Origin of the sequence: Microlunatus sp. Gsoil 973, from assembly GCF_009707365.1 — a bacterium.
Taxonomy (GTDB): Bacteria; Actinomycetota; Actinomycetes; order Propionibacteriales; family Propionibacteriaceae; genus Microlunatus.
In genome coordinates this window covers 4,460,883-4,473,141 of record NZ_CP046122.1, presented here as the reverse complement: position 1 = coordinate 4,473,141, position 12,259 = coordinate 4,460,883, and the positions used below count along the sequence as shown (strand labels likewise).

Below are 12,259 nucleotides of genomic sequence, written 5' to 3'. Positions count from 1 at the left end.
GTCGCAACCGATGACCGAACAGCTCGACGAGCCGACCAACAGCAAGCCCGCCCCCGGTCTGCCCGAACTCCCGCCCCGGGCCGCGGCACCGTACCGGATCCACATGATCGGCAACGCCCATCTGGATCCGGTCTGGCTGTGGCCCTGGCAGGAGGGGTACGCCGAGGCGCGGGCAACCTTCCGCTCGGCCGTCGACCGGATGGACGAATACGACGACTTCGTGTTCACCTGCGACCAGGTCGTGTTGCTCAGCTGGGTCAAGGAATCCGACCCGGAACTGTTCGAGCAGATTCGGCGGCGCGCAGCCGAGGGCCGGTGGGTCAACGTCGGCGGCTGGTGGGTCGAGCCGGACTGCAACGCCCCGATGGGCGAGTCCTTCGCCAGACAAGGTCTGTACGGTCAGCGATTTCTGATCAAGGAATTCGGTCAGCCGGCGACCGTCGGGATGAACGTCGACCCGTTCGGGCACAACGCGATGATCCCGGCCATCCTGCGCGGCCAGGGCATGGACGGCTACACCTTCCTGCGGCCCGGCCCGCACGAGGCCGACCTGTACGACGTCCCGTTCTGGTGGCAGTCGCCGGATGGTTCCCGGGTGCTCGCCGCCAGGATCCCGTTCGAGTACTGCTCGCCACCGGGCGACGTTGCCGGGCAGGCCGAGAAGGCACTGGGCCAGCTGGATCGCAGCTTCACACCGATGATGGTGTTCTACGGCGTAGGTAACCATGGTGGCGGTCCCACCAAGGCCAACATCGAATCCATCGGCAAGTATCAGCGGATGGGCACCTTCGGAGAGTTGATCATGAGCTCGCCGCGCACGTTCTTCGACGAGGTCGCCGAACACAGCGCCGACCTGCCCACCTGGTTCGGTGACCTGCAACATCACGCCGCCGGATGCTACTCGGCCCATTCCGGCATCAAGTCCTGGCAGCGCCGCGCCCAGCATGCCGTTCTCTCCGCCGAGCGGTGGGCCGTGGTCGCCGATCTGCTGTACGGGAATGAGAACCCTGCGGCACGCTACCCGAGAGATGATCTTGAACGGGCCTGGAAACAGGTGCTGTTCAACCAGTTCCACGACGTGCTTCCAGGATCAGCCATCGAATCCGCCTATGACGACGCCCGGGACCAACTCGGCGAAGCGATGGCGATCAGCAAACGCGCCATCGTCCGATCGCACAACCTGATCGCCCGCTCGATCGACATCCCGATGATCGCTGACGCCCAGCCGGTCGTCGTCTTCAACCCCCATCCGTGGCCGGTGACCACTCAGCTGGAGATCAACTACAGCGGCCAACCGGGCGGTGCCCACCTCACCGACGCCGCCGGCACCAAGATCAACAGTCAGCCGGTCCAGCCGATGTCGACCACCAACGACCGCGGCAGGGGGGCGGCCCTCTTCACCGCCGAACTGCCCGCCTTGGGTTACCGGCTCTACCGGATCCGGTCGGGGTCGTACGCACCCCCGACCGATCTCTCGGTGACCCGGGCCGACGACGGAGCCGTCGTGCTGCAGAACCCGGCGCTGCGCGTCACGATCGATCCGCGGACCGGTTGGCTGTCATCATTGCTGGACCGGCGGACCGGTGTCGATCTGGCGGGCCGCGGGCCGCATCTGCAGATCTGCTCCGACCCCACCGACACCTGGGGACACCGGGTGGTGTCGTACGCCTGGCCGGGCGAGGACATGCCGGTAAGCGGGCTGCGGATCGTCGAGGACGGCCCGGTCCGGGCGGCCGTCAGGGTGGAACATGCGTGGGGTCGGTCGACCCTGACCGAGACGTTCCTGCTCGGCGCGGACAGCACTGCGCTCGAAGTACGGGTCGGGTTGGACTGGCGGGAACCCGCACATCTGATGAAGCTGCGCTTCCCTGTTGCGGTGACTGACCCGTCGGCCACCTTCGAGATTCCGTTCGCGACCCTGGAACGTCCCGTCGACGGGGCCGAGGAGCCGGCCCAGTCCTGGGTCGACCTGACCGGCGAGGCGTCCGACGGCTCGGCACGGCGGGTCGGCCTGACCGTGATCAACAACGCCAAGCACGGCTACGACACCTCTCCGGCGGACTGGCCCGTGCCGGCAACCCATCCGAGCATCGGCATCACGGCGGTCCGCAGCCCGGTGTACGCCTGGCACGACCCCAAAGAGCTGGATCCGGACGGGATCTACAGCTATCAGGCCCAGGGCATCCAGGAGTTTCGCTATCTTCTGATCCCCCACGACGGTGACTGGCGCTCGGTGCAGGCCACCCGGCGGGCGGCCGAGCTCGGGTCTGCGCCGCGGGCCATGCTGGAGAGCTTCCACGACGGAGTCCTGCCGCCGACCGGCAGCTTCGCCGAGGTGATCACCACCGAGGGCGACGGTCAGGTGGTGGCGACGGCGATCAAGGGGGCCGAGGATCCGGGCCCTGACGGTGGAACCGAGCTGATCGTGCGACTGTCCGAGACCTCCGGGCGGACGGCGACGGCAACCGTCCGACTGCCGATCGTCGGCCGGGACTTCGATTGCGAGCTGGCGCCGTACCGGCTGAGAACGTTCCGTGTACCCGCTGACCCGGACCGGCCGATCACCGAAGTGAACCTGGTCGAGCACGAGGTCAACCCCGTCCCGAGGGCGCCGGAACCAGCGAACGGGACGGGGAACAACGCGGAGAACGGGGCAACCGGGCAGGCGTGATCGGAACGTGATAGGCAGGTGGCCATGACCAACCAGCACCTGGTCGAGCGCATGCGCGCGTTCGGCACCACGATCTTCGCCGAGATGTCTGCGCTGGCAGTCGAAACGGGCTCGATCAATCTCGGTCAGGGTTTCCCGGACACCGACGGCCCGCGGGAGATCCTGGACGCGGCCATCCGCTCGATCAATTCCGGACACAACCAGTATCCGCCCGGACCGGGGGTGCGGTCGCTCCGTGAGGCCATCGCGGAACATCAGAGCAACTACTACGGGCTGGATTACCAGCCCGACGGTGAGGTGCTGGTCACGGCTGGAGCGACCGAGGCGATCACCGCCGCCATCCTTGCGTTGTGCGAGCCGGGTGACGAGGTGATCGCCTTCGAGCCGACCTACGACTCCTATGCGGCGTCGATCGCGATGGCCCATGCGGTGCTCAAGCCGGTACGCCTGGACGGTCCGGACTTCGCAGTTGATCACGACCGGCTGCTGGCCCAGGTCACCGACCGGACCAAGGTGTTGTTGATCAACTCGCCACACAACCCGACCGGCCGGGTGCTCACCGAGACCGAACTGGGCTGGATCCGTGATCTTGCCGTCGAACGCGATCTGGTCGTGATCACCGACGAGGTGTACGAACACCTCGTCTTCGACGGAGTGCACCGGCCGTTGGCGACCTTCCCGGGAATGCGGGAGCGAACCATCCAGATTTCCTCGGCCGGCAAGACCTTCGCCGTCACGGGCTGGAAGGTCGGCTGGGCCTGCTCGACACCGGAGTTGATCACCGCGGTCACCACGACCAAGCAGTTCCTGACCTACGTCAACGCAGGCCCGCTTCAGTATGCGGTGGCCGAAGGGCTCCGGCTGCCGGCCGATCGCATCACCGAAGTCCGCGACCGGCTCCGCGCCGGTCGTGATCAACTCACCGAAGGGCTGATCGCCGCCGGCATCCCGCCCTTCATCTGCCAGGGCACCTACTTCCTGACCGCCGACGTCTCGCCGTTGGGCTACGCCGACGGTGTGGACTTCTGCTTCGACCTGCCCAAGAAGGTCGGCGTGGTCGCGGTCCCGAGCCGGGTCTTCTACACCGATCCCGGACCGGCGAAGAGCTACGTACGCTTCGCCTTCTCCAAGCAGCCCGAGGTGCTGGCCGAGGCGGCGGCGCGGCTGGCCAAACTCGGCTAGCCCGCCCGGTCGATCAGCCCAGATCCTCGATCTCGTGGCGCAGCCCGGCCGCCGACGTCGTGCCGGGCACCGGATCCGAAGCCCACTCCAGGGCGTCGAACGGGCACTCCTCGACGCAGATCCCGCAGTACATGCACAGCGACCAGTCGATCGCGAACCGATCGAGCACATTGACCGTGCGCTCGCGCGCTCCAGCCGGGAGATCACGGATCGGCTCGGTGTGCGAGTCGATCCGGATGCACCAGCTCGGGCACTCCCGGGCACAGATCATGCACGACGTGCAGTTCGCCTCGATCAGCTTGATGGCGCCGTGACTCATCGCCGTCTCCTACGGACCCGGCCGCCCACCGCGGATCCGGCGATCTCCTCCGACGCCGGCTGCGGACCGGATGGGTCGCGATCGCCCCAGATCTCCGGCTCCGGCACGCCCGGCGGCACCATGCGCCGGCGGCTCGGCGCCCCACCGGGTTCCTTGGCGCCGGGCCAGTCGATCCCGGCGCGAGCCGCCAGCACTGTGTCCTTGCGCAACGGCGCACCGACATGATCCTCGGGCAACAACAGCCGGCGCGGGTCACCGCCGGTGAACCTGATCGCGAAGAGCTCGCCGGATTCGCGCTCATGCCAGCCGGCACCGGCGAAGATGTCGGCGATGCTGTCCAGGTGGGGATCGTCCCGCGGGATCGTGGTGCGCAGCAGCACGGCGCGCTGCGCGTCGAGGTCGATCAGCCGCAGCACCACTTCGAAATCGTCGGTCCGGCCGATCAGATCGACAGCACCCAGCCAATCGAAGTAGTCATATCCCTCCTCCTTGGCCGCCGCCACTGCAGAGCGCCACTGGTCGGCGGGAACAGTCCGGGTCTGCTCAGCCACGGCTGCGCTCACTCAGCCCGCTCAGCTCGTCGACGACGCCTGCCAACGCCGCGGGCGGCGGCGGGCAACCGGGCACGTACGCGTCCACCTCGACCAGCTGGTCGATCCCCTTGGTAACGGCGTAGCTGTCCCAGTACGGACCCCCGGCCGAAGCGCACGCGCCGAAGGCAACGACCCGGGCAGCCGGGGCCGCCGACCTGATCCGGGAGATGCAGGTCACAACAGCGTCGGTGAGTCTGTCGGTGACGGTGCCCGAGACCACAACGACGACCCGCACACCGGGCGGCAGGTCCTCGATGCTCCGGGTCGACGCTCGCCGTCTACCGTTGGCGGCCGCCTCGAATTCCAGGGTGCAGCAGGCCAGACCGATGTCGACGAGGTAGGTCGACCCGTCGCCGTACCAGTCCCAGAACTGCATTCCCGCCACAGGGGGAACCCTACTGTCCCAGCGACAGCCCGGACTTGAGCCTCAACCTTGATGGAGGTTTACCCTGGGGGTAGGTGACCGTCCTCCGGACGACGGCGTCGGGCCTGCTAGGTCGCCCGTACTATGGATCGGGTTGCCAACAACAACCACACGGCAGCCACACAGCTATGAGGTAGGGAACACCAAGTGACAACAGCCGCCTCGGAGGTCAAGACCCTCGACCGGGTGGTGATCCGGTTCGCCGGTGATTCCGGCGACGGCATGCAGCTGACCGGTGACAGGTTCACCGCGGAGACCGCGATCTTCGGCAACGACATTTCGACCTTGCCGAACTTCCCCGCCGAGATCCGGGCACCTGCCGGGACACTTCCGGGCGTGTCCAGCTTCCAGCTGCATTTCGCCAACTACGACATCATGACCCCGGGCGACCGGCCGGATGTGCTGGTCGCGATGAATCCTGCCGCACTCAAGGCCAACGTCGGTGATCTTGTCCGCGGCGGTGTGATCATCGCCGACACAGCCGACTTCACCAAGCGAAACCTGGACAAGGTCGGTTACAGCTCCAGCCCTCTGGAGGACGGCTCGCTCGCCGACTACCAGGTGCACGCGCTCGACCTGACGGGCATGACCGCAGAGGCGGTCAAGGAGTTCGGGCTGACCCGCAAGGACGCCGCGCGGAGCAAGAACATGTTCGCGCTCGGGCTGCTCTCCTGGCTCTACCATCGTCCGGTCGACGGCACGATCGGCTTTCTGGAGAACAAGTTCGCGACCAAGCCGCAGATCCGCGACTCCAACATCAAAGCCTTCCGTACCGGGTACGCGTTCGGGGAGACGACCGAGGTCTTCGCCTACAGCTACGAAGTCGCGCCGGCTCCGATGCCGAAGGGCACCTACCGGCAGATCTCGGGAAACCTGGCCCTGGCCTACGGCCTGATCGCCGGCGCTCGCAAGGCCGGACTGCCGCTGTTCTTGGGTGCGTACCCGATCACCCCGGCCTCCGATGTGCTGCACGAGCTGAGCAAGCACAAGCGGTTCGGCGTGACCACCTTCCAGGCCGAGGACGAGATCGCCGGGGTCGGCGCCGCGCTGGGCGCGAGCTTCGCGGGACATCTCGGGGTGACCACGAGTTCCGGCCCGGGCATCTCGTTGAAGATGGAAACCATCAGCCTCGGTGTGATGACCGAGCTGCCGCTGGTGATCTGTGACATCCAGCGCGCCGGCCCCTCGACCGGGATGCCGACCAAGACCGAACAGGCCGACCTGTTGCAGGTCATGTACGGCCGTAACGGCGAGGCGCCGGTGCCAGTGATCGCGGCCAAGTCGCCGTCCGACTGTTTCGACACCGCCGTTGAGGCCGTCCGCATCGCCGTGAAATACCGGACACCGGTCTTCGTGCTGTCCGACGGGTATCTGGCCAACGGTGCCGAGCCGTGGCAGGTTCCTGACCTGTCGGGGATCGGTCCGATCGATCCGGGATTCGCAACCGAGCCCAACGGTGAGAACGGCGATTTCCTGCCGTACAAGCGCGACCCGGAGACGCTGGCCCGACCCTGGGCGGTTCCCGGCACCGCTGGTCTTGAGCATCGGATCGGCGGAATCGAGAAGTCCGACGGCACCGGCAACGTGTCCTACGACCCGGCCAACCATGACGCCATGGTCCGGATCCGGCAGGCCAAGATCGACGGCGTCGTGCAGGACGTGCCCGATGTCGAGGTCGATGATCCGTCGGGTGAGGCCAGGTTGTTGGTGCTCGGTTGGGGTTCGACCTTCGGCCCGATCACTGCCGCGGTGCGCCGGGTGCGTGCCACCGGCCGGGCGGTGGCGCAGGCCCACCTGCGGCACCTGAATCCCTTCCCGGCCAATCTGGGTGAGGTGCTCCGGAGCTACGATCGCGTGATCGTTCCGGAGATGAATCTCGGCCAGCTGTCGCTGTTGCTGCGCGGCAAGTACCTGGTCGACGTGCAGTCCTACTCTCGGGTCCGTGGCCTGCCGATCTCGTTGTCGGAGCTGGCCGAGGATCTGCAGACAGAGATCGATCAGCTCGCTGATCACAACCCCGCTGGAGCGAACGCGTGAGCGTCGAGATCACTACAACGAACGGACACAACGGACATCGCAGCGGCCTCGCCGGGGTTCCGCTCGCCCTGGAACCGCTGAACCGGAAGGGATTTCACCAGCGACCAGGAGGTTCGCTGGTGCCCGGGCTGCGGTGACTATGCCGTGTTGTCGGCCTTCCAGGGATTCATGCCCGAGGCCGGGATCAGGCGTGAGAACACGGTGATCATCTCCGGTATCGGCTGCTCCTCACGCTTCCCGTACTACGTCAACTCCTACGGGATGCACTCGATCCATGGCCGCGCACCGGCGATCGCGACCGGTGTCGCGACGTCCCGGCCCGATCTTGGTGTCTGGGTGGTGACCGGTGACGGTGACGCGCTGTCGATCGGCGGCAACCACCTCATCCATGCGCTGCGCCGCAATGTCAACTTCACGATCCTGCTGTTCAACAACCGGATCTACGGTCTGACCAAGGGCCAGTACTCACCCACCTCCGAGTTGGGCAAGATCACCAAGTCGACGCCGTACGGCTCGCTGGACAATCCGTTCAACCCGCTCTCGCTGGCGCTCGGCGCGGAGGCGACCTTCGTCGCCCGGACGATCGACTCCGATCGTAAGCACCTCACTGCGACCCTGAAGGCGGCGGCCGAGCACCGCGGCGCGTCGTTCATCGAGATCTACCAGAACTGCCCGATCTTCAACGACGACGCCTTTGCCGCGGTCAAGGACAAGGACAGCAAGGCAGAAGCGATCATCCCGCTGACCCACGGTGAGCCGATCCTGTTCGGCATCGACAACCGCCTCGGCGTCACCCGTGATCGGCAGACCGGTGAGCTCAAGATCGCCGAAGTCGCCGAGGTTGGCCTGGAGAACATCGTCGTCCACGACGCCCATCACAAGGACCCGGCCTACGCGTTCGGACTGTCCCGACTGACCACGCCGGGCGTTCTGGAGCGAGCACCGATCGGCATCTTCCGCAGCGTCGACGCCCCGGCCTACGACGATCTCGCCCGGGAGCAGGTCGAGACCGCCCGCTCCAAGTACGACTCCGACGACGGCGCCCTGCAGCAGATGATCAACGGCCGCGACACGTGGACCGTTGACTGAGACGAAGGTCGACAAACCCGGCCTGCTCTACGGCCTGGGTGCCTACGGCATCTGGGGCCTGGTCCCTTTGTTCTGGCGGTTGCTCGACGACGCGTCGGCCGGTGAGATCCTCGGCATGCGGATGGTCTGGTCCCTGGTCTTCGCCGCCATCCTGTCGCTGATCATCCTGCCCCGCGACTGGTTCCGCAGGATGGCAACCCGGCGCACGTTGCTGTTACTGGCTGCGGCGTCGGCCGTCGTGTCGATCAACTGGGGCACTTTCATCTGGGCCACCAATCACGGCCACGTCACCGAGACCGCACTCGGCTACTACATCAACCCGATCGTGTCGATCCTGTTCGGCGTGCTGTTGCTCCGCGAGCGCCTGGCGCGCTGGCAGTGGGTGGCGATCGCCCCGGCGGTGGCCGCTGTCGTGGTGATGACGATCGAGTACGGCAAGTTGCCGTGGATCGCATTGGTGCTGGCGTTCTCGTTCGGTTCCTATGGCCTGATCAAGAACCGCGTCCGCGCTGGTGCGGTGCAGACGCTGGTGATCGAATCCGGCTTCATGTTCCTGCCTGCGGTCGTCTTTCTGATCATCCTCCAGGCACGCGGCACGCTGACCTTCGGACAGCTCGGTTTGCTGCACAGCCTGCTGCTGGCCGCCGGCGGCCTGGTGACGCTCGTGCCGCTGCTGCTGTTCAGCGCCGCGGCGACCAGGATCCCGCTGAGCGTGGTCGGCATGTTGCAGTACATCGCACCGACCGTGATGTTCCTGCTGGGCGTGCTCTACTTCGGTGAGCAGATGCCCGCCGGTCGATGGATCGGCTTCGTGATGGTCTGGATCGCATTGATCATCCTCACGATCGGCATGATCATGACCCTGCGACGGGTCCGGCCCGTTCCAGCCGTCGGTGATGTGGAGGAAGCGCCCGGCGTTCCCGGCGCGTCCTGAGCTGTCGCGGAGCGGTCAGCGTCTGCGGCGAGCATGCATCTCCTGTTCGAGGCGATACGTCGCTCCCCCATCGTCGGAGATCTCGCCCCGCCAGACGAAGGAATCGGCGGTGATGTCGTTGAACGTCCAGCGGATCGGCCGTCCGTCCTCTCCGCTGCCTTCTGCATGATCATGTCGCCCTGGCGACGTCCGACGAGGGTGCAGTAGGAGCCGAGCCGCGGGCCGTACCAGCCGACCCGCCAGGCGTCGAGACCGCGGTCATAGCAGCGGATCGTGGTGCCGAACCCGTCCTCGGCCGGTCCACCCCAGAGGTCCTGGATCGCGCGGCCGCCGAGGATCCAGCCGAAGTGCACTTGCGTTGGGTCTCCACCCAGACGCCGCGGTCCTCCTCGAAGTGGCGATTGTCGACATCCCAGGAGCCGACGAACTGGCCGTACAGATCGCTATTGGGGCCGAGGTCGGGGTGGGGCGCCGATGCCGTCAAGTGGGTCAGCAGTGATTAGTCAGTGGCTTGGTCGTGATGCCAGCGTCACCGGTCCCAGACCTCCGTGTCTTGAACGATCTTGCGCTGTCGGTGCCCGCCGCTGGCGTGACGCCGTGCTTTCCGGACGCATCGTGATGGAGACGCCCACCCTGCGGGTCGATGATGTGCGCTGCAACGCGTCGTCCGGCGAGCCACCGGGCGCACGATCAGTGCCTATCGGATCGCCCTGAAGATCACCGCCGCCCTTGATCAACTCGCCGAAGGCGAGACCGACCTCGCCCAGCTGGCCGCGCGAGTCGGATTCGCTGATCAAGCGCACCTGACACGGCTGGTCCACCGTGAGTCCGGGTGGACGCCGGGATCGCTGCGCCGAATGATCGCAATCGGCACTTGATCTTCGAGTCGGTGCCCCCGATGACGATCAATCCGTGTCGGCTGTCAAGGTTCGACCTGGGCTGATCCGGGTGTCCGGAAACCGCCAACACCTGAGGCGGACGGACAACACTACGAGCGTCGGAAATGTCAGTGGCCGTCCCTAGAATTTCCTTATGAGCTTGGATCTCACACAACTGGATACCTCGGGACTTGCCGCGGTCGCAGCCGGTTGCGTGCGGACCAGGGACGCCGCCGACTGCCAACTCCTCGAGGTCGCCGCCTGCTGGGCAGACCAGCACCCGGGCGACGGACTCCCGTTCGAGATCAAACTCGACAATGGCGCAGACGAACGCCAACTGGTCATCGGCGGCGACGGAACCCCCAGCATCGCCGAAGGCGCCGCAGCCGACCTCGGCCTTGAAACCCGACTCAGCCCCGGCCAGGCCAAAGCCCTCATCGAAGACGCCCTGGACCTGCGCCACCGCTACCCGCACATCTGGGCACGCATCCACTCCTGGGCCATCCCCGCCTGGCAAGCCCGGCTGATCGCCCAAAAGACGCGCAGCCTTACCAAGGCTCAGGCCGACCAGATCGACCTCCGACTGGCCGGCCACCTGGGCAACCTGTCCAAACAACGCCTGGAGAACCTCCTCGACGCCGAAATCATCCGGGTCGACCAGGAAAACCGCGAGAACTCCGCCGCCGAGGCTGCCCGGCATCGAGCGGTCCGGTTCGGCCGGCCCGACACCAACAACCTCGTTGACGTCCAGGCCAAGGTCACCGCCACCGAAGCATTCCACATGGACGCCGCCATCGACCGGCTCGCCGACATCCTCATCACCCGCCGGGACCACCTGCCCGACGGCGTCAACCCCCAGGGCGCAGACACCAAAGACAGCTGGCGATCCGTCGCCGCCGCCCTGTCCATCAACAACCCGGCCCTCGCCCTGCGACTGCTCACCGAAAACCACGAACCCGACCTCTTCGCCGATTGGAACGCCGAACAAGCCGAGCAGCTGGTCACCCAGATGGTCACAAAGATCGACCCCATCAAGCTGGCACCCACAGAGACGCTGCACGTCCATATCAGCGGCGAAGCATTCACCGCTCCCGACCATTCGATCGCCAGGGTCGAGGAGGTCGGTCCCGCCCTCCTGTCAACGATCCGGGACTGGCTCGGTACGGGCTGCAGGGTTCGGCTACAACCGGTGCTCGACGTCGCCGGCGTCAAGCCTGTTGATCGGTACGAGACGCCCGACCGGATGAGGGACGCCTTAGTCGCCCGGACGCCGGCCAGCGTGTTCCCCTGGTCCAGCAGCCTGAATCGCGGCAACGACCTGGACCACACCATCCCGTTCGTGCCCATCCCTGCCGGCCCACCCCGACAGACCGGGCTGCACAACCTCGGCCCACTCGCCCGGAACGAACACCGACCCCGAACCATTGGCCGAATCAAGGTCCGACAACCCTGGCCAGGCAACTATGTCTGGCGAACACGCTACGGACGAGTACTCATCGTCAACGACAGCGGCACCCACGACCTGGGCAGCCAAGACTTCGCCCAACAAGTCTGGAACCTCGCCGACACCATGGCCCGAGCCCCAGCCACCCGCGCCGCCTGACATCCCCCAGCCTCGCCGTTGATCATGTGCGCGACAACGGAAATACGTGAGACAGTCCGTACATGACCTTGCCGACCTTCGATATCGCAACGACCGTGATCGTCGAGGAGCGTTGGCACGGTCTGCTGTGGAGTGCCTTCCCGGCTCGGGTGATCACGAGCACCGCGGACGAACTGGTCCGCTACACGCCGGAAGGGACGATCGCCACGTACGCGACCAACCGTGACCTCCCCGAGGCCGAGGGGCTCACTCGTGAGGAACGGAAGCTGCTCGCGCTCAAGACCCGTCAGGCAGTGGTCGCCGAGCGTCCAGACTCCCCGCACAAGCTCAACATCCACCGCGCCGGCCACTGCCTGCGGCATCGTCACCAAGGACCTCGTACTCGACATCTGGGTCGACCCGGACCGCAGCTGGCGTTGGAAGGATCACGATGATTTCCGTCGTGCACTCGACGATCACATTCTCGACGGCTCCATCGAGGCGCCGATCCTGGCCGAAGCCGGGCTGATCCGCTCTGCCAGCGGGCGGA

At 66.4% G+C, this 12,259-nt stretch carries 10 protein-coding genes and 1 pseudogene; 8 read left to right on the top strand and 3 right to left on the bottom strand.

What is annotated here, in order from left to right; translation table 11 throughout:
* Positions 1 to 10: 10 nt before the first annotated feature.
* Together GJV80_RS20975 and GJV80_RS20970 are read left to right on the top strand one after the other, a co-directional pair.
* Entirely contained in the window at positions 11 to 2,671 is a 2,661-nt protein-coding gene (locus GJV80_RS20975) for an alpha-mannosidase (protein WP_154689557.1), read from the top strand.
* A 24-nt stretch (positions 2,672 to 2,695) separates the two neighbouring features.
* Entirely contained in the window at positions 2,696 to 3,853 is a 1,158-nt protein-coding gene (locus GJV80_RS20970; protein ID WP_154689556.1) for a pyridoxal phosphate-dependent aminotransferase, read from the top strand.
* Between the two features lie 13 nt (positions 3,854 to 3,866).
* Here the strand turns inward: GJV80_RS20970 and GJV80_RS20965 are convergent, their stop codons facing one another.
* Genes GJV80_RS20965 through GJV80_RS20955 form a run of 3 tightly spaced genes read right to left on the bottom strand, consistent with a single transcriptional unit; the run spans position 3,867 to position 5,141 of the window.
* Positions 3,867 to 4,172, bottom strand: coding sequence for a 4Fe-4S binding protein (locus GJV80_RS20965; protein WP_154689555.1), 306 nt, complete (start codon positions 4,170 to 4,172; stop codon positions 3,867 to 3,869).
* Positions 4,169 to 4,723, bottom strand: a complete 555-nt coding sequence (locus tag GJV80_RS20960) for an NADH-quinone oxidoreductase subunit C (protein ID WP_195909046.1) — start codon at positions 4,721 to 4,723, stop codon at positions 4,169 to 4,171. The genes GJV80_RS20965 and GJV80_RS20960 overlap by 4 nt, the downstream gene beginning before the upstream one ends.
* Positions 4,716 to 5,141, bottom strand: coding sequence for a proton-conducting membrane transporter (locus tag GJV80_RS20955; RefSeq protein WP_154690428.1), 426 nt, complete (start codon positions 5,139 to 5,141; stop codon positions 4,716 to 4,718). Before GJV80_RS20955 ends, GJV80_RS20960 begins: the two co-directional genes overlap by 8 nt.
* A gap of 195 nt (positions 5,142 to 5,336) precedes the next feature.
* On the opposite strand from GJV80_RS20955, the gene GJV80_RS20950 reads away from it, so the two are divergent.
* From GJV80_RS20950 to GJV80_RS20925, 6 genes and pseudogenes are all read left to right on the top strand, one after another.
* The gene (locus GJV80_RS20950; RefSeq protein WP_230207910.1) at positions 5,337 to 7,226 is read left to right on the top strand and encodes a 2-oxoacid:acceptor oxidoreductase subunit alpha; all 1,890 of its coding nucleotides are present in this window, start codon (positions 5,337 to 5,339) and stop codon (positions 7,224 to 7,226) included.
* Positions 7,227 to 7,234: 8 nt separating this feature from the next.
* Positions 7,235 to 8,315, top strand: a pseudogene (locus GJV80_RS20945) (2-oxoacid:ferredoxin oxidoreductase subunit beta).
* On the top strand, positions 8,308 to 9,249 hold the full coding sequence (gene rarD / locus GJV80_RS20940; RefSeq protein ID WP_154689553.1) for an EamA family transporter RarD: 942 nt from the start codon (positions 8,308 to 8,310) through the stop codon (positions 9,247 to 9,249). The pseudogene GJV80_RS20945 and the gene rarD overlap by 8 nt, the downstream one beginning before the upstream one ends.
* 653 nt (positions 9,250 to 9,902) lie before the next feature.
* Positions 9,903 to 10,127, top strand: coding sequence for a helix-turn-helix domain-containing protein (locus tag GJV80_RS25260; protein ID WP_154690425.1), 225 nt, complete (start codon positions 9,903 to 9,905; stop codon positions 10,125 to 10,127).
* Between the two features lie 154 nt (positions 10,128 to 10,281).
* Positions 10,282 to 11,730: a DUF222 domain-containing protein gene (locus tag GJV80_RS20930; RefSeq protein WP_154689552.1), complete on the top strand. Its 1,449-nt coding sequence runs from the start codon at positions 10,282 to 10,284 to the stop codon at positions 11,728 to 11,730.
* Positions 11,731 to 11,792: 62 nt separating this feature from the next.
* Positions 11,793 to 12,164: a hypothetical protein gene (locus GJV80_RS20925; protein ID WP_154689551.1), complete on the top strand. Its 372-nt coding sequence runs from the start codon at positions 11,793 to 11,795 to the stop codon at positions 12,162 to 12,164.
* Positions 12,165 to 12,259: the final 95 nt, after the last annotated feature.

Excerpts from the sequence above, each read along its gene's own strand:
- GJV80_RS20930 (WP_154689552.1), top strand. The coding sequence starts at position 10,282 with ATGAGCTTGGATCTCACACAACTGGATACCTCGGGACTTGCCGCGGTC.
- GJV80_RS20975 (WP_154689557.1), top strand. The coding sequence starts at position 11 with ATGACCGAACAGCTCGACGAGCCGACCAACAGCAAGCCCGCCCCCGGT.
- GJV80_RS20970 (WP_154689556.1), top strand. The coding sequence starts at position 2,696 with ATGACCAACCAGCACCTGGTCGAGCGCATGCGCGCGTTCGGCACCACG.
- GJV80_RS20955 (WP_154690428.1), bottom strand. The coding sequence starts at position 5,141 with ATGCAGTTCTGGGACTGGTACGGCGACGGGTCGACCTACCTCGTCGAC.
- GJV80_RS20965 (WP_154689555.1), bottom strand. The coding sequence starts at position 4,172 with ATGAGTCACGGCGCCATCAAGCTGATCGAGGCGAACTGCACGTCGTGC.
- GJV80_RS20925 (WP_154689551.1), top strand. The coding sequence starts at position 11,793 with ATGACCTTGCCGACCTTCGATATCGCAACGACCGTGATCGTCGAGGAG.